The 21216-nt window shown below is 64.5% G+C and carries 16 protein-coding genes and 2 pseudogenes; 12 read left to right on the top strand and 6 right to left on the bottom strand.

Annotation, left to right across the window (positions count from 1 at the left end):
- Positions 1 to 3 precede the first annotated feature (3 nt).
- From LRS11_RS18515 to LRS11_RS18525, 3 genes are all read right to left on the bottom strand, one after another.
- The gene (locus LRS11_RS18515) at positions 4 to 204 is read right to left on the bottom strand and encodes a hypothetical protein (protein WP_260494325.1); all 201 of its coding nucleotides are present in this window, start codon (positions 202 to 204) and stop codon (positions 4 to 6) included.
- Positions 205 to 362: 158 nt separating this feature from the next.
- Positions 363 to 1277, bottom strand: a complete 915-nt coding sequence (locus tag LRS11_RS18520) for a response regulator (protein ID WP_260494326.1) — start codon at positions 1275 to 1277, stop codon at positions 363 to 365.
- A gap of 3 nt (positions 1278 to 1280) precedes the next feature.
- Entirely contained in the window at positions 1281 to 2396 is a 1116-nt protein-coding gene (locus tag LRS11_RS18525; RefSeq protein ID WP_409519823.1) for a sensor histidine kinase, read from the bottom strand.
- 464 nt (positions 2397 to 2860) lie between these two features.
- Here LRS11_RS18525 and LRS11_RS18530 point away from each other — a divergent pair, with 464 nt between their 5' ends.
- The 4 genes and pseudogenes from LRS11_RS18530 to LRS11_RS18545 form a co-directional block, all read left to right on the top strand.
- Complete coding sequence (locus LRS11_RS18530; RefSeq protein ID WP_260494328.1) at positions 2861 to 4255, top strand: ethanolamine ammonia-lyase subunit EutB; 1395 nt, start codon at positions 2861 to 2863, stop codon at positions 4253 to 4255.
- On the top strand, positions 4255 to 5016 hold the full coding sequence (gene eutC, locus LRS11_RS18535) for an ethanolamine ammonia-lyase subunit EutC (RefSeq protein ID WP_260494329.1): 762 nt from the start codon (positions 4255 to 4257) through the stop codon (positions 5014 to 5016). Before LRS11_RS18530 ends, eutC begins: the two co-directional genes overlap by 1 nt.
- Positions 5017 to 5067: 51 nt before the next feature.
- A complete protein-coding gene (locus LRS11_RS18540; RefSeq protein WP_260494330.1) occupies positions 5068 to 5235 on the top strand; it encodes a DUF2897 family protein in 168 nt (55 codons plus the stop codon).
- A 255-nt stretch (positions 5236 to 5490) separates the two neighbouring features.
- Positions 5491 to 5592, top strand: a pseudogene (locus LRS11_RS18545) (CPBP family intramembrane glutamate endopeptidase); the annotation flags it as partial.
- Here LRS11_RS18545 and LRS11_RS18550 read toward each other — a convergent pair.
- From LRS11_RS18550 to LRS11_RS18560, 3 genes and pseudogenes are all read right to left on the bottom strand, one after another.
- Positions 5585 to 6363: pseudogene (locus tag LRS11_RS18550) on the bottom strand (substrate-binding periplasmic protein); the annotation flags it as partial. The pseudogenes LRS11_RS18545 and LRS11_RS18550 sit on opposite strands and share 8 nt — an antisense overlap.
- Before the next feature lie 47 nt (positions 6364 to 6410).
- The gene (locus tag LRS11_RS18555) at positions 6411 to 7217 is read right to left on the bottom strand and encodes an amino acid ABC transporter substrate-binding protein (RefSeq protein WP_409519748.1); all 807 of its coding nucleotides are present in this window, start codon (positions 7215 to 7217) and stop codon (positions 6411 to 6413) included.
- A gap of 111 nt (positions 7218 to 7328) precedes the next feature.
- Positions 7329 to 7952 (bottom strand): TetR/AcrR family transcriptional regulator, encoded by a 624-nt coding sequence (locus LRS11_RS18560; RefSeq protein WP_260494331.1) that lies wholly within the window; start codon positions 7950 to 7952, stop codon positions 7329 to 7331.
- A 194-nt stretch (positions 7953 to 8146) separates the two neighbouring features.
- On the opposite strand from LRS11_RS18560, the gene LRS11_RS18565 reads away from it, so the two are divergent.
- From LRS11_RS18565 to LRS11_RS18600, 8 genes are all read left to right on the top strand, one after another.
- Positions 8147 to 9934, top strand: coding sequence for an acyclic terpene utilization AtuA family protein (locus LRS11_RS18565; RefSeq protein WP_260494332.1), 1788 nt, complete (start codon positions 8147 to 8149; stop codon positions 9932 to 9934).
- 94 nt (positions 9935 to 10028) lie between these two features.
- A complete protein-coding gene (locus LRS11_RS18570) occupies positions 10029 to 10904 on the top strand; it encodes an SDR family oxidoreductase (protein ID WP_260494333.1) in 876 nt (291 codons plus the stop codon).
- Between the two features lie 269 nt (positions 10905 to 11173).
- The gene (gene atuC / locus LRS11_RS18575) at positions 11174 to 12790 is read left to right on the top strand and encodes a geranyl-CoA carboxylase subunit beta (RefSeq protein ID WP_260494334.1); all 1617 of its coding nucleotides are present in this window, start codon (positions 11174 to 11176) and stop codon (positions 12788 to 12790) included.
- 20 nt (positions 12791 to 12810) lie between these two features.
- Positions 12811 to 13971 (top strand): citronellyl-CoA dehydrogenase, encoded by a 1161-nt coding sequence (gene atuD, locus LRS11_RS18580; RefSeq protein WP_260494335.1) that lies wholly within the window; start codon positions 12811 to 12813, stop codon positions 13969 to 13971.
- 124 nt (positions 13972 to 14095) lie between these two features.
- Positions 14096 to 14893: an enoyl-CoA hydratase/isomerase family protein gene (locus LRS11_RS18585; RefSeq protein WP_260494336.1), complete on the top strand. Its 798-nt coding sequence runs from the start codon at positions 14096 to 14098 to the stop codon at positions 14891 to 14893.
- A 191-nt stretch (positions 14894 to 15084) separates the two neighbouring features.
- Complete coding sequence (gene atuF, locus LRS11_RS18590) at positions 15085 to 17073, top strand: geranyl-CoA carboxylase subunit apha (RefSeq protein WP_260494337.1); 1989 nt, start codon at positions 15085 to 15087, stop codon at positions 17071 to 17073.
- Positions 17074 to 17211: 138 nt separating this feature from the next.
- Complete coding sequence (locus LRS11_RS18595) at positions 17212 to 18030, top strand: NAD(P)-dependent oxidoreductase (protein ID WP_260494338.1); 819 nt, start codon at positions 17212 to 17214, stop codon at positions 18028 to 18030.
- A 440-nt stretch (positions 18031 to 18470) separates the two neighbouring features.
- Complete coding sequence (locus LRS11_RS18600; RefSeq protein ID WP_260494339.1) at positions 18471 to 21062, top strand: autotransporter domain-containing protein; 2592 nt, start codon at positions 18471 to 18473, stop codon at positions 21060 to 21062.
- Positions 21063 to 21216 lie beyond the last annotated feature (154 nt).

A 21216-nucleotide genomic window follows, 5' to 3' on the forward strand; every position in this document is an offset into this window, starting at 1 on the left:
TAACTACGAAACATGTTCCACCTTCTGTGTGACAGCCTCATGACCGTCACTCGATGAAGTGCCCCCCTCAAGTGGCAACGGATGTGGCGCGCTGAGCCGCTGCTGCAGGCGCTCGACGAACTGGCCGGCCTCCTGATGCGAAGAAAAAGGCACCACACACAGACCAAGCCGGACGACCCAGCCACGCTCGGCGACTTCGCTCATGCTGATATCCATAGTTGAATCCCCCCTCAGTGAAGATGACGGCAATGCGAGATTAGGCCGCCAAGGTGATAGTTCAAAGCCTGATTTGTTCTAAGCCTATGCACCCAGGTAATGAGCAAAAAACAGGCACGCAGCGCTCTGCAATGCACCTTTTCAGCTCACGCACTGAGCCGCTCACGCAGGCGGCCGAGCATGCCCAGCAGGCTGCCGACCCGCTCCCGTTCGGGCTGCTCGCGCGGCACCTCGGCCAGACGCGTGACCACCTGCTGCGGCTGTGCGCGATAGATCAGCGCCTGTTCGGCAGCGGCACGCAGGCCCTTGTCGAACAGGCCGCGGCGGATCGGCTTGGGCAGGTAGCGAAAGATCTGCGCCTCGTTGATCAGCTTGAGTAGCGCCTGGGTATCGCAGAACGGCGTCACCACCAGGCTGAGCAACTTGGGATGGGCCTGGGCCAGGCTCTTGAGCAGCGGCGCAGTATCTTCACCGGCCAGGCGCAGGTCGCTGACCAGCAGATCGACCCGCTCGCTGTTGAGTACCTGTAGCGCCTCGCTCAGGCTGGCGGCGCGCAGCAGACGGTGGCCACCGGTCATGCAGAAGGCGCCTACACAGTCGAAGGTTTCCTCGGCGTCATCCAGCAGCAGCACGTTCAAGCCCTGCGGCGCGCTTGGCAATGTGGCACGCGCCGGCAGCTGTTGCTGACTCTGGGCAATCTGTGCGGCCTGGCGCAGGGTGAAGGCCATCTCCTGCGGGTCCCAGGGCTTGGTCAGGTAGCGAAAGATGCCGCCATCGTTCAACGCCTCAATCGCCGCCTCCAGGTCGGAATAGCCGGTGAGCAGGATGCGCATGGCGTCCGGCTGCAGCTCACGGGCCTGGGCCAGCAGCTCGGCGCCGCTCATCTGCGGCATGCGCTGGTCGCTGACGATCACCTGCACCTGCTCATGGCGCAGGCGTTCCAGGGCGCGGCGCGGATCGCTCTCGGTGAGCACCTCGTAGTCGCGGCGAAACTGCAGGGCCAGGCTGCGCAGGATGCGCTCCTCGTCGTCGACGAAAAGGATGCGAATCGGTTGGCTCATGGGTCATGCGCTCCGTTGCAGGGCAGCCGCCTGGCTGCACGGCAGGCTGATAAGGAAGCGCGTGCCGCGCCCCGGCTCGGATACCACGCGGATGCTGCCACCGTGGTCCTGGATGATCTTGAAGCTGATCGACAGGCCCAGGCCGGTGCCCTGGCCGACCGGTTTGGTGGTGAAGAACGGATCGAAGATGCGCTTGAGCACCTCGGGCGGCATACCGCGGCCGTTGTCCTGCACGGAAATCAGCACCTGCTGCGCCTGCGCCCAGCTCTTCACCTGGATGCAGCCGAAGCCGTCCATGGCCTGGGCCGCGTTGTTCAGCAGGTTGAGCAGCACCTGGTTGATCTGCGAGGGCGCGCAGGCAATGCGCGGCAGCTCGCCGAGCTGCTGCTGCACCTCGGCCTTGTCCTTGATGTTGTTGCGGGCGATCAGCAGGGCGCTGCGGATGCAGTCATTGAGATCGACCTCCTCGCTCATGGCGCGGTCCAGGCGGGCGAAATCCTTGAGGCCGACCACCAGTTCGCCGATCTGCTGCAGGCCATAGGTGGTGTCGTCGAACAGCTGCGCGAGGTCATCGGCCAGCAGCTCCGGGGCGGCCAGCTCGCGGGCGCGGGCGGCATCAGCGAAGGCCGCCGCCAGCTGCACCTCGTCACAGCCTGGGTCGCTCAGGCAGTCGCCGAGTCGGGCCTGGGCTGCGGCCAGTTCCAGCAGCGGGCTGGTCAGTTCGTGCAGCAGCTGCACATTGTTCTTCACATAGCCCAGCGGGGTGTTCAGCTCGTGGGCCACGCCGGCGACCATCTGCCCCAGCGAGGCCATCTTTTCCGACTGCACCAGCTGCGCCTGGGACTCCTTGAGGTCGATCAGCGCCTTGCGCAGCACCCGGTTGCGTTGCGCCACCCGGCTTTCCATGGCCTTGAGCAGGTCGAGCACGGTGCCCAGGCCGCGATACCGGCCTTGTTCATCGATCAGGATGAAGTCGTCGCGGATCGGCGACTGCAGCTGCGCGGTGATCTGCCGCGCCGCCTCCTCCAGGCTGGTGTGCAGGCTGACCACCAGCGGTGCCGGGTTCATCACCTCGCTTACCGGCTTGCGCCCCCACAGGTCGCGGCCGAAGCGCTGCATGAAGATGTCCTGCAGGGTCGAGCGACTGACCAGGCCCAGGGGCAGGCCCTGCTCATCCACCACCGGCAGCGAGAGGAAGGCCTGGTGCTCGGGCATCAGCAACTGGTCGGCCACATCACTGATGCTGATCGTGGCGAGCAAGGGAGAAATCGGCCGCAGCAAGTGCGTCAGGGCGGGAACAACATCCATGGAGCGAATCCCGAACAGTACGAATGGCCGGCATTGAAACAGCGCCAGGTTGCTGGCGTGTGACAGCCGTCACTACGGGTCGGGTCTCACCGCTCGGACAGGGGTCGCGAACGCACTGCGGCCCCCCCTGCTGCACCACAATGCATCATCGCCCGAGCACTGCCTGACAACGTTATGCTAGCCAGGCCCTGCACCACGCCTGGCCGCGCCGAACCGGCGAACTGGCATGCGCACTGCAGGCTCCACAGCACGTCATTCGCCACCGGGAAGCTCCCATGCCCTACCAGACCACCGTCGGCAGCCAGGTCTATCGCTTCGGCGACCTCAAGACCCTGCTGGCAAAGGCCAGCCCGGCGCGCTCCGGCGACTACCTGGCCGGCCTCGCCGCCGCCACCTACGAAGAACGCATGGCGGCCAAGCTGGCCCTGGCCGATGTGCCGCTGAAAACCTTCCTCAATGAGGCGCTGATTCCCTACGAGCAGGACGAAGTCACCCGCCTGATCATCGACCGCCACGACGCGCGCGCCTTCGCCCCGATCAGCCACCTCACCGTCGGCGACCTGCGCGACTGGTTGCTGCTCGACTCCACCGACAGCGCCACCCTGAGTGCCGTGGCCATGGGTCTGACCCCGGAGATGGTCGCTGCGACGAGCAAGCTGATGCGCAACCAGGACCTGATCCTGGTGGCCAGGAAGTGCCGGGTGATCACCCGTTTTCGCAACACCATCGGCCTGCCCGGCCACCTCTCGGTGCGCCTGCAGCCCAACCACCCGACTGACGATGTACGCGGCATCGCCGCCAGCCTGCTCGACGGCCTGCTGTATGGCTCCGGCGACGCCACCGTCGGCATCAACCCGGCCAGCGATTCGCTGCCGACCCTGATGCGCCTGTGGCAGATGATGGACGAGGTGCGCCAGCACTTCGACATCCCCATGCAGAGCTGCGTGCTCACCCACGTCACCACGCAGATCCAGGCCATCGAGGCCGGCGCGCCGATCGACCTGGTGTTCCAGTCGATCGCCGGCAGCGAGAAGACCAACGCCAGCTTCGGCGTGTCGCTGGCCATCCTCAAGGAAGCCCACGAGGCGGCGCTGAGCCTCAAACGCGGAACAATCGGCGACAATCTGATGTACTTCGAGACCGGCCAGGGCAGCGCGCTGTCGGCCGGCGGCCACCATGGCGTCGACCAGCAGACCTGCGAGACCCGCGCCTATGCAGTAGCCCGCGAGTTCAAGCCACTGCTGGTCAATACCGTGGTCGGTTTCATCGGCCCGGAGTATCTGTACGACGGCAAACAGATCATCCGCGCCGGCCTGGAAGACCACTTCTGCGCCAAGCTGCTCGGCCTGCCGATGGGCTGCGACGTGTGCTACACCAACCATGCCGAAGCCGACCAGGATGACATGGACAGCCTGCTGACCCTGCTCGGCGCGGCCGGCCTCAGCTTCATCATGGGCATCCCCGGCGCCGACGACATCATGCTCAACTACCAGAGCACCTCGTTCCACGACGCGCTGTACCTGCGCTCGGTGCTGGGCCTCAAGCGCGCCCCGGAATTCGATGCCTGGCTGACGCGCATGGCGATCACCGAGCCTTGCGGCGCGCTGCGCGAGATCGGCCGTGGCCACCACCTGCTCAAACAACTGCCCTTCGTTTCAGGAGCCGCCTGATGAGCGATAAGGACCTGACCCAACACAACCCCTGGGACGAACTGCGCGCACACACCTCGGCGCGCATCGCCCTGGGCCGGGTCGGCTGCAGCCTGCCGACCCGCGAAGTGCTCAAGTTCGGCCTGGCCCACGCCCAGGCCCGCGACGCCGTGCACCGCCCACTGGATTTCGCCGAACTCAAACAGCAGCTGCGCCACGCCGGCTTCCGCAGCCTGCAGGTACACAGCAGCGCCGCCGACCGGCAGACCTACCTGCTGCGCCCGGACTACGGCCGTCACCTCAGCGAGGAATGCCGCGTGCGCCTGCTGCACGAGCTGGCCGCACCGGAACTGGCCATCGTCCTCGCCGATGGCCTGTCCTCGGTGGCCATCCAGCGCCATGCCCTGCCCCTGCTCGAGCTGTTTCGCGAGCGCTTCGATACCGACTGGGCCAACACCCCGGTGGTGCTGGCCGAACAGGGCCGCGTGGCGATCGGCGATGGTATCGGCGAGGCCCTGCGTGCGCGCCTGGTCATCGTACTGATCGGCGAACGGCCTGGACTGAGCTCTCCGGACAGCCTGGGCATCTACCTCACCTATCAGCCCGGCGTGGGCAAGATGGACAGCCAGCGCAACTGCATCTCCAATGTGCGCCCCGAGGGCCTGCCCTATGCCCTGGCCGCGCACAAACTGGAGTTCCTCGCCCGCCAGGCCCTGCGCCTGCAACTGTCCGGAGTCGAGCTGAAAGACGACAGCAGCCTGCTCAGTGTGCTGGGCAACTGACAGGTCTGGCGTACGAGGTTATGGTGGGGCTGTAACGGAAGGAGAAACCTAATGCCCTGGTACGCCTGGTTAATCATGATCCTCGCCCTTGGCTCGATCCTCGGCAGCCTGATGCTGTTGCGCGACAGCGCCCGCAAGCTGCCGCTCAGCGAAGAACAGCTCAAGCGCATTCATGAGCGCAATGCCGAACAGGATGCCAAGGACGCCGCGAGCCGCTGAGCCCCTGCCACAGATTCCATCCGGGCTACGTCACAGGGATGGCGCATGCCGCTGCACCTGACCTGCTGCTAGCAGGCTGTTGAAAAACTACCTGCGTTGCCATCGCGGCGTTAAAAACAGGCTCAAAATGCTCATTTACAGCGCGTAAACTGCGCTTTTTCGCCTGTTTTTGCCTTGCGCTGGCTGCCCTGCTAGCGGTGATTGCCCTCACCCTGATTGCAGCCGAAATGGCCGCAGGGCTTGGGGCTATGACCGGCAGTCCACTACAGCGGGCGCCTGAGCCTGGCCATCGCCCTGCACGGCGCGGTCAATCTGTTGCACTGGTTGCTGTTGAGCTACCCACTACGCGAGGTCTGACGGCAATTCCGTAAGGACTGAATATCCGTTCCAGCTGGCCGTTCTCACGCAGCAGCTGCATCAGCTCACGGAAGCGCTCGGCACTGATCGGCGCCTCAGGGCGCAGAATCACATAGTGACGGTAGACCTGATCCACCCATTCCGAGACCAGCAACTGTGACCTCTGCTCAGGGTTGTCGCGCAGGTAGGCGCCGAGCCAGGAGCGGGTGATGGGCGCCACGTCGACACGCCCGCGCAAGACCATATTGAGGTTGCTTTCGTGGGAGTAGGTCACCTGTGCCTGGAAGTTTTCGGCCAGCCACAGCGGGTCGTTGTTGAAGCCGGCAAACCCATAGTGATAGCCGTTGAACAAGGCCATGCGCTTGTCCATCAGGTTGTCGAAATAGGCTTGGCTACGCCCTGGCAGGGCGCGGGCCACGAAAATCTCGGCATCTTCCAGGCCCATGTCGATGCGCGTACCGGCGATGCCCTGCCATTGCCAGTCCGGATTTTCGAAGATGGCCAGGTCGATACGACCCTGCTGGAGGTCATTGAAACGGCGATTGAGCGAAGTCGGCCGCAGGACGAACTGGTAGTCGCCCTGAACCTGGTTGAGCGCAGCGACCAATTCGACCAGCAATCCTTGCGGCACGCCGGTTTCGGGTTTGATCACATAGGGGGGAAGTGGACGGCGGCGACCTGTACTTTTTGTGCAGCGATAACGACATTACTGCCCAGTAGCAGGCAGACCACAAGCCCGACAAAGCAGAATCCCTGTCGCACAAAATCCATGTTGCCCCCACCGACAACTTAACTATTGCCGAGACTAGCCCAGTGCTTCACAGCTGCATAGGGTTGGCCTGTTCATGTTCTTCGCCCGTCGTAGGGCGCAGGTAGTAACGCGCCAGCAGCGCCGGCAGCTGGCCACTGTTCTGCAGCCCTTCGAGCAAGCGCGCCAAGGCATCAGGCCCGAGCGGGCCGCCACGGCGCAACAAGGCCTGATGGTGATAAACCTGATCGGCGCGCTCGGACACCAGCAACTGCTGGCTTTGCAGCGGCTGGCTCTGCTGGTAGAGGCGCAGGTAGGAGCGCGGCACCACGCTGAGTTCGGCCCGCCCATGCAGCAGCATGAGCAGGTTGCTGTCATGGGAATAGGTCAGCACGGCCTTGAAGGTACGGGTGAGGTAGTCCTGGTCGGCATTGAACCCGGCAAAACCATAGTGATAGCCGTTGTAGAGGGCCATCCGCTTGCCCTTGAGGTTATTGAAGTAGTCCTGCCCGCGGCCAGGTTCGGCACGGGCGACGTAGACCTCGGCATCGCTGACATGCAGGTCGAGCTTGTCCAGCTCGATATCCTGCCAGCCCCAGTCCGGCGACTCGAAGAGAATCAGGTCGTAACGCGCCTGGGTGAAGTCCCGATAGCGTCGGGTGACCGAAGTCGGCACCAGCGTGAAGCGATAATCCTGCTGCACCGCATTGAACTGCGCCAGCAGCTCGGGTAACAGCCCGCCAGGCTGCTCGCTCTCCGGTTTGCTCACATAAGGAGGGAAATGGTAGGCGCCGACCCGCACCAACTCTGCCGCCATGGCCAGCGGTTGCAGGCAGAGGCCCAGCGAGATCAACAACAGCCTGACAATCGAATGCAAGGCAAGGCACCTCGGCCAAGATGGAAGCAGGAAGGAACGCGTCACTTCGTCCGGACATCCCTGATCCAGTCACCGGTCGCTGACCAGCACCTGCAGCTTAGCCTATCTCGCTCAGGCTTCCTTGATCACCAGTTGCAAGGCCTCTTCGGCCAGCTGATCGAGGCTCATCTTGCCGTCCGGGCGGAACCAGGTGGTGGTCCAGCTCAGCGCGCCGGTGAGGAAGCGCCGCAGGATGAACGGATCGCCCTTGACGTAGCCGGCCGCGCGCGCCTCGCCGAGTACGTCCAGCCATATCTGCTCGTAGGTGTCGCGCAGGGCGAGGATGTGCGCGCGGCCCTCGTCCGACAGCGAGCGCCATTCATACACCAGCACGCCCATGGCCTCGCCAGTGCCGCCCATGATCGACTGCAGTTCGCAGCGGATCAGCGCCAGCACACGCTCGCGCAGATCGCTGGCATCGGCCAGGGCGGCGTGCATCAGCGCGGTGTTGTAGCGCACCGTTTCCTCCATCACCGAGCGGAGGATTTCGTCCTTGCTCTTGAAGTGGTGAAAGATGCTGCCGGACTGAATACCCACCGCGCCGGCCAGGTCACGCACCGTGGTGCGCTCGTAGCCCTTGCTGCGGAACAGGTGGGCGGCGGTCTGCAGCAGCTTGCCACGGGCGCTTTCCGGGTCGGTCACCTGGCCGCTGGCCACCAGTTGCTGCATCACGGCGCGAGCCTTGTGATCGTCCAAACGCGTTTCTCCGGCTAAAACAGGAAGGCAGGGTTGTGACAACCTGCAGGGATAAGGGCTTTATGGACGAAATTTACGGCTCCCCGGCCACCCAAGCAAGCGCTTGGCTGAAAAGTTACCGACAATGCTTTTCAACCAAGCGCTTGCTTGGTAATGTCTCTCCCATCTTCTGGCGTCGATGGAAATACCTATAAATGAGCAAGACCATCCGCATTGGCTGCGCCTCCGCCTTCTGGGGCGACACCTCTACCGCTGCCGCCCAGCTGGTGCGCGGCACCGAGCTGGACTACCTGGTGTTCGACTACCTGGCCGAAGTGACCATGTCGATCATGGCCGGGGCGCGGATGAAGAAGCCGGACGAAGGCTACGCCACCGACTTCGTCGAAGTGCTCGCCCCACTGCTCGGCGAGATCGCCGCGAAGAACATCCGCGTGATCAGCAACGCCGGCGGGGTCAACCCCAGCGCCTGCGCCGCGGCCCTGAGCGCCGCCTGCGCCAAGGCCGGGGTCGAGCTGAAGATTGCCGTACTGCACGGCGACAACCTGCAACCCAAGCTCGGCGAACTGGCCAAGGCCGGCACCGTGGAGATGTTCACGGGCGCCGCGCTGCCGCCGATGTGCGTGTCGGTCAACGCCTACCTCGGAGCGCCCGGCATAGTCGAAGCGCTGAAACTCGGTGCCGATATCGTCATCACCGGCCGCGTGGTCGACAGCGCCGTGGTCAGCGCGGCCCTGGTGCACGAGTTCGCTTGGGGCTGGAACGACTATGACAAGCTGGCCCAGGCCGCCCTGGCTGGGCACATCATCGAATGCGGCGCGCAGTGCACCGGCGGCAACTTCACCGACTGGCGCGACGTACCGGACTACGAACACATCGGCTTCCCGGTGGTGGAAGTCGCCGCCGACGGCAGCTTCGTGGTCAGCAAGCCGCAAGGCACTGGCGGCCTGATCTCCACCCTGTCGGTCGGCGAGCAGATGCTCTACGAGATCGGCGACCCGCGCGCCTATTACCTGCCCGATGTGGTCTGCGACTTCACCCAGGTCGAACTGACCCAGGTCGGCGCCAACCGCGTCGAGCTGAAAGGCGCCCGCGGCCTGCCGCCTTCCGATCAGTACAAGGTCAGCGCCACCCATCCGGACGGTTTCCGCTGCACCGCCAGCTGCCTGCTCGCCGGCATCGACGCGGTGGCCAAGGCCGAGCGGGTCAGCCAGGCAATCATCGGCAAGACCGAAGAGATGTTCGCCGCGCGCGGCTGGGGCCCGTACAAGGAAGTCTGCATCGAACTGCTCGGCTCCGAAGCCACATATGGCCCGCGCGGCCAGCGCCGCGACACCCGCGAAGTGGTGGTCAAGATCGGCGTACGCCATGCCAAGAAGGAAGCCCTGATCCTGTTCTCCCGCGAGATCGCCCAGGCCGCCACCGGCATGGCGCCCGGCCTGACCGGCATAGTCGGCGGGCGCCCGACCGTGTACCCGGTGATCCGCCTGTTCAGCTTCCTGGTCGACAAGAGCGCCTGCAGCCTGGAAGTGGAACTCGATGGCCAGCGCAGCCCGCTCGCCCTGCCCCAGCTGGATGCCTTCAGCCCGACGCAGATCGCCGCCGAAGTCGCCGTGCCGACCACCAGCGATCAGGCCGACAGCACAGTGCCGCTGGTCAAGCTGGCCGTGGCGCGCTCCGGCGACAAGGGCAACCACAGCAATATCGGCGTAATGGCCAGAAAGCCCGAATATCTGGCCTGGATCGCGGCTGCACTGAGTGAAGGTGCCGTGGCCGAATGGATGCAGCATGTGCTCGACGGCCAGACCGGCAAGGTCAGCCGCTGGTACCTGCCGGGCAGCCACAGCCTCAACTTCCTGCTGGAGAACGCCCTGGGCGGCGGCGGCGTGGCCAGCCTGCGCATCGACCCGCAAGGCAAGGCCTTCGCCCAGCAGTTGCTGGAATTCCCGGTGCCCGTGCCCAGCGCATTGGCCAAGACTTTGTAGGGCGGATGACGCAGCTGGCTCCTACATCAGACAAACAAATCAGGCATCCCGCCGCTGGCGGCACCCAAGCAGATAGAGCCGAAGGACAACAACAATGAGCTACGACTCGGTATTCAAACCTGATCTGTTCAGCGGCCAGACCATCCTGGTCACCGGCGGCGGCAGCGGCATCGGCCGCTGCACCGCCCACGAGCTGGCGGCCCTCGGCGCCCATGTGGTGCTGGTCGGGCGCAAGGCCGACAAGCTGGAAAAGACCGCTGGCGAGATCCGCGAAGACGGCGGTAGCGTCAGCTTCCAGGTTTGCGATATCCGCGATGAAGAACAGGTCAAGGCCATGATCGCAGCGGTGATCGCCGAGCGCGGACCGATCCATCACCTGGTCAATAACGCCGGCGGCCAGTACCCCTCGCCACTCGCCTCGATCAACCAGAAAGGCTTCGAGACCGTGGTACGCACCAACCTGGTGGGCGGCTTCCTGGTCGCCCGCGAGGTGTTCAACCAGAGCATGAGCAAGACCGGCGGCAGCATCGTCAACATGCTCGCCGACATGTGGGGCGGCATGCCCGGCATGGGCCACTCCGGCGCCGCCCGTGCCGGCATGGAGAACTTCACCAAGACCGCCGCCGTCGAGTGGGGCCATGCCGGGGTGCGGGTCAACGCCGTGGCCCCGGGCTGGGTCGCCTCCAGCGGCATGGACACCTACGAAGGCGCGTTCAAGGCGGTGATCCCCACCCTGCGCGAACACGTTCCGCTCAAGCGCATCGGCACCGAGTCGGAAGTCTCGGCAGCCATCGTCTTCCTGCTGTCGCCGGGCGCCGCCTTTATCAGCGGCAACACGGTGCGCATCGACGGCGCCGCCAGCCAGGGCAGCCGCGCCTTCCCGCTGTTCAAGGCCAAGCCGGGGCAGAGTCAGAGCTACAACGGCTTCCACCGGGCCTATCTGCCCGATGTACTGAAGGATCAGGAGTAGTGAGTCTCCCTCTTGGATAAATCACGCATGCGCCGGCGGCCATTTTACCGCATGGCAAGGCGCGAGGAGAGAAGTTTGGTCATTCCAAATAAACGACGAGTAACGCAGCCATGCGGAAAAATGGCCCCGTCCCTCCGGGTTGCGCTCGAAAGCGCGCCAGCCGGCGTTGCGGGATTTGCCAAGGGCGAACCATTGGCTGCATCCCGCGTCTTGCCTGGCGCACTTTCGAGCAGCAACGCAAGTGTGATTTATCCAAGAGGGAGACTCTGATGCCGGTGATCCAATCCGAACTCGACGTCCACGGCGACAGCTTCGCGCAGAACCGCGAGGCCATGCTGGCAACCATCGCCGGCTTCCGCGACGTCGAACAGAAGGTCCTCGACAAAGCCTTCGAGGCCAAGCCCAAGTTCATCAAGCGCGGCCAGCTGCTGCCGCGCGAGCGCATCAACCTGCTGCTCGATTCCGGCGCGCCGTTCCTCGAACTGGCCTCGCTGGCCGGTTACAAGCTGCACGACGACAAGGACGGCACCCAGGCCGGCGGCGGCATCATCGCCGGCATCGGCTACGTGGCTGGCGTGCGCTGCCTGGTGATCGCCAACAACAGCGCGATCAAGGGCGGCACCATCTCGCCCACCGGACTGAAGAAATCCCTGCGCCTGCAGCAGATCGCCGTGGAAAACAAACTGCCGGTGATCACCCTGGCCGAGAGCGGCGGCGCCAACCTCAACTACGCCGCCGACATCTTCGTCGAGGGCGCCCGTGGCTTCGCCAACCAGGCGCGCATGTCGGCCATGGGCCTGCCGCAGATCACCGTGGTGCACGGTTCCAGCACCGCCGGCGGGGCCTATCAGCCCGGCCTGTCGGACTACGTGGTGGTGGTGCGCGGCAAGGCCAAGCTGTTCCTCGCCGGTCCGCCGCTGCTGAAAGCCGCCACCGGTGAAGTGGCCACCGACGAGGAACTGGGCGGCGCCGAGATGCACGCCCAGGTCGCCGGCACCGCCGAATACCTGGCCGAGAACGACGCCGACGGCGTGCGCATCGCCCGTGAAATCGCCGGCCTGCTGCCGTGGAACGCGCAACTACCGGCACGCCCGGCCAAGACTTACAGCGAGCCGCTGTACCCGGCCGAAGAGCTGCTCGGCATCGTCCCGGCCGACGCCAAGAAGCCCTACGACGTGCGCGAGATCATCGCCCGCATCGCCGATGGCTCGGCCTTCCTCGACTTCAAGAACGAGTTCGACAGCCAGACCGTCTGCGGCCACCTGGCCATCGAAGGCCAGCCCTGCGGCTTTATCGGCAACAACGGGCCGATCACCCCGAGAGGGGCTGCGAAAGCGGCGCAATTTATCCAGCTGTGCGAGCAGAGCAACACGCCGATCCTGTTCTTCCACAACACCACCGGCTTCATGGTCGGCACCGAGTCCGAGCAGAACGGTGTGATCAAGCACGGCTCCAAGCTGATCCAGGCCGTGGCCAACTGCACGGTGCCGAAGCTGACCATCGTCGTTGGCGGCTCCTATGGCGCCGGCAACTACGCCATGTGCGGCCGCGGCCTCGACCCGCGCTTCATCTTCGCCTGGCCCAACAGCAAGACCGCCGTCATGGGCGGTGCCCAGGCCGGCAAGGTGCTGCGCATCGTCACCGAGGACAAGCACCTCAAGGCAGGCAACCCAGCCGACCCGAAGATGCTCGACATGCTGGAAATGGCCACCGCGCAGAAGCTCGACAGCCAGTCCACCGCGCTGTACGGCACCGCCAGCCTGTGGGACGACGGCCTGATCGACCCACGTGACACGCGCAAGCTGCTCGGCTTCCTGCTGGATATCTGCGCAGAAACCGCAGTCCGCCCCCTCAAATCCAACTCGTTCGGCGTCGCCCGCCTGTAACCCTTCGGAGAACAATAAAAATGATCTTTACCCAGGAACACGAAGAGCTTCGCCGCACCGTCCGCAACTTCGTCGACAAGGAAATCAACCCGCACGTTGACGAGTGGGAAAAGGCCGGCGGCTTCCCCATGCACGATATCTTCAAGAAAGCCGGCGACCTCGGCCTGCTGGGTATCTCCAAGCCGGAAAAATTCGGCGGCATGGGCCTCGACTACAGCTACTCGGTGGTCGCCGCCGAAGAGTTCGGCACCATCCACTGCGGCGGTATCCCCATGGCCATCGGCGTGCAGACCGACATGTGCACCCCGGCCCTGGCCCGCTTCGGCTCCGATGAGCTGCGCGAGGAGTTCCTCCGCCCCGCCATCGCCGGCGACATGGTCGGCTGCATCGGCGTCTCCGAAGTCGGCGCCGGCTCCGACGTGGCCGGCCTGAAAACCACCGCACGCAAGGACGGCGACGACTACGTGATCAACGGCGCGAAGATGTGGATCACCAACTCGCCGTCTGCCGATTTCATCTGCCTGCTGGCCAACACCAGCGACGACAAGCCCCACGTCAACAAGTCGCTGATCGTGGTGCCGATGAACACCCCGGGCATCAGCCTCAGCCCGCACCTGGACAAGCTCGGTATGCGCAGCTCGGAGACCGCCCAGGTGTTCTTCGACAACGTGCGCGTGCCGCAACGCAATCGCATCGGCCACGAAGGCGCCGGTTTCATGATGCAGATGCTGCAGTTCCAGGAAGAGCGCATGTTCGGCGCGGCCAACATGATCAAGGGCCTGGAGTACTGCGTCGACAGCACCATCGAGTACTGCAAACAGCGCCACACCTTCGGCCAGCCGCTGATCGACAACCAGGTCATCCACTTCCGCATGGCCGAGCTGCAGACCGAGATCGAAGCCCTGCGCGCCCTCGTCTATCACGCCACCGAGCTGTACGTGAAGGGCCGCGACGTGACCAAGCTGGCGTCGATGGCCAAGCTCAAGGCCGGCCGCCTGGGCCGTGAAGTCACCGACAGCTGCCTGCAGTACTGGGGCGGCATGGGCTTCATGTGGGACAACCCCGTTTCCCGTGCGTATCGCGATGTGCGCCTGGTCTCCATCGGCGGCGGCGCCGACGAAATCATGCTGGGCATCATCTGCAAACTGATGGGCACCCTGCCGGGTAAAAAGAAAGGCTGAGGCTGTCGATGGTTCCCACGCTCTGCGTGGGAACCCCTGACGGGACGCTCCGCGTCCCAGCGGCGCAGAGCACCGCACAGCGCATTCCCACGCAGAGCATGGGAACGATCACGAGGAGCCTGTAATGGCTGAACTACCGAATACGCAAACCCTGCTACTGGAGCTGGCTGATGGCGTGCTCTACGTCACCCTCAACCGCCCGGACAGCCGCAACGCCATGAGCCTGGCGATGGTCGAGGAACTGCGCGCCGTGCTGCGTGCAGTACGCGGCGACCAGGCCGTGCGCGCCCTGGTGCTACGCGGCGCCGCAGGCCACTTCTGCGCCGGCGGCGATATCAAGGACATGGCCGGTGCGCGTGCCAAAGGTGGCGACGCCTACCGCGAGCTGAACCGCGCCTTCGGCAGCCTGCTGGAGGAAGCCCAGTACGCGCCACAGGTGCTGGTCGCCGTGCTGGAAGGCGCGGTGCTCGGCGGCGGCTTCGGCCTGGCCTGCGTCTCCGATATCGCCATCGCCCACCAGGACGCCAAGTTCGGCCTGCCGGAAACCAGCCTGGGCATTCTGCCGGCGCAGATCGCGCCGTTCGTGGTCAAGCGCATCGGCCTGACCCAGGCCCGTCGCCTGGCCCTCACCGCCTCGCGCTTCGACGGCGCAGAAGCGCTGCGCCTGGGTCTGGTGCACTTCAGCGAGGCCGACGACCAGGCCGTGGTCGACCGCCTCGCCGAATGCTTGCAGCAGGTACGCCAATGCGCTCCCGGCGCCAACGCGGCGACCAAGGCGCTGCTGCTGGCCACCGAGACGGAAAACCTCGGCAGCCTGCTCGACCACGCCGCCGGCCAGTTCGCCGAAGCGGTGCTGGGTGGCGAAGGCGTGGAGGGCACCATGGCGTTCATGCAGAAACGCAAGCCGAAGTGGGCGCAATGATTCAAGCAAGCCCAGTACTGACCCCCCCTCTCCCATTCATGGGAGAAGGGCTGGGGGAGAGGGCGTGTTGCCTGCCCCCTCTCCCTAGCCCTCTCCCCGAGGGGAGAGGGAACCGATTGAAGTAGCCCGGATGCAATCCGGGAACCGACACCCCGGATTGCATCCGGGCTACGACTAGCAGGAGCACAACGATGCCCGCCTTCAACAAGATCCTTATCGCCAACCGTGGCGAGATCGCCTGCCGGGTGATGCGCACCGCGCAGGCCCTGGGCTACCGCACCGTGGCGGTGTACTCCGCCGCCGACGCCGGCGCGCGCCATGTGCAGCAGGCCGACGAGGCCGTGTGCATCGGCCCGGCGCAGGTCAACCAGTCGTACCTGGTGATCGACAACATCATCGCCGCCGCGCAGAAGACCGGCGCCGACGCCATCCACCCCGGCTACGGCTTCCTCTCCGAGAACGCCGACTTCGCTCGCGCCTGTGAGGCCGCCGGCATCGTGTTTATCGGCCCGACCGTGGAAGCCATCCACCTGATGGGCAGCAAGCGCCTGTCGAAGATCGCCATGCTCGAAGCCGGCGTGCCCTGCATTCCCGGCTACGAAGGCGCCGCCCAGGACGACGAGACCCTGAGCCGCGAGGCGGCGCGCATCGGCTACCCGCTGATGATCAAGGCCAGCGCCGGTGGCGGCGGCCGTGGCATGCGCCTGGTGCACGAGGCCGGCGAGCTGCTGGCGCAGATTCGTACCGCACGCTCCGAGGCGCAGAACGCCTTCGGCTCCGGCGAGCTGATTCTCGAACGCGCGGTGATCCGCCCGCGTCATGTGGAAATCCAGGTATTCGGCGACCAGCACGGCAACATCGTTTATCTGGGCGAACGCGACTGCTCGGTGCAGCGCCGCCACCAGAAAGTGGTCGAGGAAGCGCCCTGCCCGGTAATGACGCCGGAGCTGCGCCAGGCCATGGGCGAGGCCGCGGTGAAGGCCGCCGCATCCGTAAGTTACGTCGGCGCCGGCACCGTGGAATTCCTCCTCGATCAGAGCGGCGAATTCTTCTTCCTGGAAATGAACACCCGCCTGCAGGTCGAGCACCCGGTCACCGAGCTGATCACCGGCCAGGATCTGGTCGCCTGGCAGATCCGCGCCGCCGAAGGCCAGCCGCTGCCGCTCAAGCAGGACGAGATCCGCCTTACCGGCCACGCCATGGAAGTGCGCCTGTACGCCGAGGATTCCGCGCACAACTTCCTGCCGCAGACCGGTGAAGTGCTGCGCTGGGAGCCGGCGCTGCTCGATGGCATCCGCATCGACCACGGCCTGGTCGAGGGCCAGGCCGTCACCCCGTTCTACGACCCGATGCTGGCCAAGGTCATCGCCTACGGTGCCACCCGCGACGAGGCCCGACGCAAGCTGGCGCGCGCGGTCGAGGACTGCGTGTTGCTTGGCGTCAACGGCAACCAGCGCTTCCTCGCCAACCTGCTCAAGCACCCAGAATTCGCCGCCGGCAACGCGACGACCGCGTTTATCGGCGAGCACTTCGCCGACGACCCGAGTCTGACCCCGCAGGCACCGGCTGCCGCCGAGCTGGCTACTGCCTGCGCCCTGCTCTACCAGGCCTCGGCCAATGCCCGCGCACACCAGTCCGACCTGGCCGGCTGGCGCAACGCCGGCGGCGCGCCCTGGCACTTCGTGCTCAAGCAGGGCGAGCAGAAACATGTGGTCGAGCTTGAAGTGCTGCAGTCCGGCGCACAGCCGCTGCTGCGCGCCCAGGTCGGCGAAGTTCAGGTCGAACTGCGCCTGCTGGCCTGCGACGGCCGCTGGGCCAGCCTGGAGCTGGACGGCATTCGTCAGCGCCGTGCCTATCACCTGGCCGGCGAGCACCTGTGGCTGTATGGCCATGCCGGCAATCTGGAACTGACCGACGTCACCCACGAACCGGCCGGCGGGCAGAACGCCGCCAGCTCCGGCACGGTGAAAGCACCGATGGATGGCGCAATCGTCGAAGTGCTGGTCAGCGAAGGTCAGCAGGTCAGCAAAGGCCAACTGCTGGTGGTGCTGGAAGCGATGAAGATGGAGCACCCGCTCAAGGCCGGCATCGACGGCGTGATCCGCCGTGTGCAGGTCAGCCAGGGCGACCAGGTGAAGAATCGCCAGCTGCTGGTGGAAGTCGAGGCCGCCGAAGCCTGACCTGCGAACTTACCCTGTAGGAGCCAGCTTGCTGGCGATCTGGCCCCGCTGATCGCCAGCAAGCTGGCTCCTACAAATGATGCCCGCACACTCCACGTAAGGGTCTCAACAACAAACAACAAGCCACGGAGCATGAGCATGTCCCTGCAAGGCAAAACCCTGTTTATCACCGGTGCCAGCCGTGGCATCGGCCGCGAGATCGCCCTCAAGGCCGCCGCCCAGGGCGCCAATATCGTCATTGCCGCCAAAAGCGCCGAGGCCCACGCCAAGCTGCCGGGCACTATCCACTCGGTGGCCGCCGAGGTCGAGGCCGCCGGCAGCAAGGCCCTGGCCCTGCAACTGGACGTACGCGACGAGGAAGCGGTGAAAGCCGCCATGGCCCAGGCCGCCGCCCACTTCGGCGGCATCGACGCGCTGATCAACAACGCCGGCGCCATCCGCCTCAAGGGCGTCGAGCACCTGGAACCCAAGCGCTACGACCTGATGTTCCAGATCAACAGCCGCGCGGTGATGGTCTGCAGCCAGGCCGTACTGCCCTACCTCAAGCAGAGCAAGGGTCACATCCTCAGCCTGTCGCCACCGATCAACCTCGATCCCAAGTGGTTCGCCAGCTACGGCCCCTACACCACCACCAAGTACGGCATGAGCATGCTCACCCTGGGCATGCACGAGGAATTCAGGAAGTACGGCATCAGCGTCAACTCACTGTGGCCGAAGACGGTGATCGCCACCGCAGCCATCGAATTCGAAGCCGGCGGCCCGGCGGTGATGAAGGCCGCGCGCCTGCCGGCAATCATGGCTGACGCCGCGTGCGCCATCCTCGCCAGCAGCGAGCGCACGATCAGCGGCCGCCTGCTGATCGATGAGGAAATCCTGCGCGAACAGGGCCAGGAAGACTTCGAGCAGTACCGCTACGATCCAAGCGGCAAGCTGATGACCGACCTGTTCGTCGACTGAGGCTTATTCCCTTCGCCCGGCAGATCCTGCCGGGCTTGCTCACGCCCTTATCCATGGCCACGATAGAAAACCGCTGCTTGCCGTCCTCCCCCACCGCCTACCCCGAACACTCCAGAACGCCCTATCTGGCCCTCCGCCCGAATCGACACGCAGGCCATGCCAGCGCTTATTGGCTGCGCTGCACTAAAAAATAGTTCGCCCTCTTCTGGCGACGCAGCGAAGCACAATGCCATTATTCTCCCCTGCTGAACCAAGAGAGTCTGGCCGAACACGCTCGCACATATTCAAGCAGGCAAGTTTTCGCACCAGCACCGAGCCGTTTCGCTACACAACTAGCCATCCATAAAACCCAATAAACTTCGGCGGCAGGCCTATGTGCCAGCCAGCCTTTGGCCGCTTGGCCAGGTTCACGTGAGCCACCTGACAATCCTGAGGACGTCATGAACACAGCTTTTCGCATCGTATGGAGCCACGCACGCCAGGCATTCGTCGTGACTGATGAACACACCGCCGCGCGCGGTAAATGCAGTGGCACACGTCGGATCATTGCCGGACTGAGCCTCAGTCTGTTGGCCGGTGGCGCGCATGCAGTCCCTGGCACCTGCTCTGGAGCCAGCACAACGATCAGCACAGCCGTCACCCACCAGTGCTACCTGCCCAATGGCGGCAGCGTGGCCGTCACCAACAGCGGCAGCATCACTGAGTCAAGTGGCCCGGCCGTCTATGCCTACAACGATTTCGGCACCATCAGCAACGCCGGCAACATTGTCAGCACATACGGTATAAACAACCTCCTACCTCCCGGCGCAGCCATCCTGCTGCAAGCTGGCGCTGGTGCGACCAACGGCATCAGCATCACCAACCTGGCCGGTGCGACTATTCATGGCAAAGAAGCAGGTATTCACGCAGATGGGTGGCTTTATGACATAACCATCGGCCATATCGACAATGCCGGCACTATTGTCGGTGACATTGCCGGGCTGTCCCTGGTCGGAACCACCGTTATCAATGGCATAACCAACACCGGCTTAATTGGTGGTGATCTGTACGCTGTGATGTTGGCCTATGGCAGTACCAACCAAATCAACAACGACGGCATCATTAACGGCAATGAGCATGGCGTTGCGTTGTTCGGCGCAAACGCCGATATGATCAACAACAGTGGCACTATCAACGGCAATACCTACGGCCTCAGTCTGATAGGCGCCTCAAACGTCGGACTGCTCAACAATAGCGGGATCATCAGTGCCGGAATGGTTGCCGTTGAAGTCTGGCACAGCTCGCACATCGACCGGCTGATCAACAGCGGTACGATCAGCAGTGACTATCTCGCCATTGAAGTAGTCGACGACGGCTCCAGCCTCAGCAATATCGACATCACTGGAACCCAGGCGCGCGTGATTGGGGACGTGTTCGCCCCAGCTAGCGAATTTACGCTCAAGTCTGGCGCCTCGTTCAGCAATGAAAACGCCTACGAAGTAGGTAGTTTCATCATCGAGAACGGCGCAGTCCTCAACATGGATATTGGCTCCACCAGCACGGATGAACTCGCTTCAGGTATCACGGCCAGCAATGGCCTGAACAATATTGGTACCTTGCAGCTGGCGGCCGGTGTAACCGGTACCCTGTACGGCGACTACACCCAGGCCACCACTGGCACCCTGAAGATCGGCGTGGCCAGCGACACCAGCTACGGCAAGCTGGTGGTCGATGGCAGCGCCACCCTGGCCAGCAACGCCAAGATCGCGGTGGACGTGACCGAGCCCAACTACAGCTTCAGCGTCCAGAGCCTGCAGGACGTACTGAGCGCCACCACCCTGAATAGCGACGGCACCTTCGCCGTCAGCGACAACTCGCAGCTGTTCAACTTCGGCGCCATCAAGGATGGCAACACCGTCGACCTGACCCTGGCCAGAGCCGCCAGCGTACTGGACAGCGTCCAGAGCACCGGCAACAACCCGGCCGAAGGCGCAGCTCAGGTGCTGGATGAGGTGATCGCCAGCGACCCAACCGGCGAGCTGGCTTCCCAGTTCGTCGGCCTGAGCAGCGAGCAGGAAGTCTCCGACGCCGTCACTCAGACCCTGCCCCTGCTTACCGGCGGTACCAGCGGCGCTCTTAGCAGCACTCTGTCCGGCATCAACCGGGTGATTCAGGCCCGCCAGGCCCACAATGGCGGTCTGTCTTCCGGCGACGCGCCACTGTCCGAAGAAAACCTGTGGATCAAGACCTTCGGTTCCTGGGCCGACCAGGACGAGCGTAACAACGTCTCAGGCTACGATGCTGACAGCAAGGGCCTGGCCATCGGTGCCGATGCAGCGGTATCCGAGCAAACTCGCCTAGGCCTGGCCTTTGTCTATGCCCAGACCGACGTCGATAGCGACTCCAGCATCGCTGCGCAGAATGCGCAGATCGATACCTTCCAGCTGATCGGCTACGGCAGCTACGCCCTGGCCCCCGATACCGAGTTGAACTTCCAGGTCGATGTGGGACAGAACCGCAACGAAGGCACGCGCCACCTGCCGTTCGCCGACAGCATCGCCAAGGCCGACTACGACAGCTACAGCGCCCATGCCGGCCTGGGCCTGGAGCACAGCCTGCGCTTCAGCGAACAACTGACCTTCGTGCCATCGGTGCGTGCCGACTACACCTGGATCGGCGAGGAGTCGTACCAGGAGAAAGGCGCCGGCACGCTGAACCTCGACGTTGACAGTCGCGATGCCGAGGAGCTGATCCTCAGCCTCGATGGCAAGCTCGATTACCGCATCAGCGCCAGCACCGTGCTCAGCGCCAACCTGGGTGCAGGCTATGACCTGATCAACGAGCAAACCGCCATCACCTCTAGCTATGCTGGGGCAGCAGGTGCGGCCTTCACGACCCATGGTCTCGATCCGGAACCGTGGCGGGGCCATGCCGGCCTGGGTCTGAGCCACACCCTGGACAACGGCACCGAAGTCAGCCTGCGCTATGACGCCGAGTCGCGCAGCGACTTCCTCAACCAGGGCGCCTCGGTCAAGGCCCGCTGGGCGTTCTGACGTTCGACCGACTCATTCTTGCAGGATGAGTCGGTGCATTCACCTCTTTGGCCAGGGATCCCCCGCGACCTATGCTGGGTATCCCCTGGTCATGGCGACTCTGCCTGATGCCTAACCTGCGCATACCCACCCTATTCCTGGCGCTGCTACTCGG

The organism is Pseudomonas sp. J452 (assembly GCF_024666525.1).
Lineage (GTDB): Bacteria > Pseudomonadota > Gammaproteobacteria > Pseudomonadales > Pseudomonadaceae > Aquipseudomonas.

What these genes read in the sequence shown, in the direction of transcription:
- LRS11_RS18515 (WP_260494325.1), bottom strand. Translation starts at nt 204, where the DNA reads ATGAGCGAAGTCGCCGAGCGTGGCTGGGTCGTCCGGCTTGGTCTGTGT.
- LRS11_RS18565 (WP_260494332.1), top strand. Translation starts at nt 8,147, where the DNA reads ATGAGCAAGACCATCCGCATTGGCTGCGCCTCCGCCTTCTGGGGCGAC.
- LRS11_RS18530 (WP_260494328.1), top strand. Translation starts at nt 2,861, where the DNA reads ATGCCCTACCAGACCACCGTCGGCAGCCAGGTCTATCGCTTCGGCGAC.
- atuF (WP_260494337.1), top strand. Translation starts at nt 15,085, where the DNA reads ATGCCCGCCTTCAACAAGATCCTTATCGCCAACCGTGGCGAGATCGCC.
- LRS11_RS18595 (WP_260494338.1), top strand. Translation starts at nt 17,212, where the DNA reads ATGTCCCTGCAAGGCAAAACCCTGTTTATCACCGGTGCCAGCCGTGGC.
- eutC (WP_260494329.1), top strand. Translation starts at nt 4,255, where the DNA reads ATGAGCGATAAGGACCTGACCCAACACAACCCCTGGGACGAACTGCGC.
- LRS11_RS18525 (WP_409519823.1), bottom strand. Translation starts at nt 2,396, where the DNA reads ATGCAGCGCTTCGGCCGCGACCTGTGGGGGCGCAAGCCGGTAAGCGAG.
- atuD (WP_260494335.1), top strand. Translation starts at nt 12,811, where the DNA reads ATGATCTTTACCCAGGAACACGAAGAGCTTCGCCGCACCGTCCGCAAC.
- LRS11_RS18540 (WP_260494330.1), top strand. Translation starts at nt 5,068, where the DNA reads ATGCCCTGGTACGCCTGGTTAATCATGATCCTCGCCCTTGGCTCGATC.
- atuC (WP_260494334.1), top strand. Translation starts at nt 11,174, where the DNA reads ATGCCGGTGATCCAATCCGAACTCGACGTCCACGGCGACAGCTTCGCG.
- LRS11_RS18570 (WP_260494333.1), top strand. Translation starts at nt 10,029, where the DNA reads ATGAGCTACGACTCGGTATTCAAACCTGATCTGTTCAGCGGCCAGACC.
- LRS11_RS18520 (WP_260494326.1), bottom strand. Translation starts at nt 1,277, where the DNA reads ATGAGCCAACCGATTCGCATCCTTTTCGTCGACGACGAGGAGCGCATC.
- LRS11_RS18600 (WP_260494339.1), top strand. Translation starts at nt 18,471, where the DNA reads ATGAACACAGCTTTTCGCATCGTATGGAGCCACGCACGCCAGGCATTC.
- LRS11_RS18585 (WP_260494336.1), top strand. Translation starts at nt 14,096, where the DNA reads ATGGCTGAACTACCGAATACGCAAACCCTGCTACTGGAGCTGGCTGAT.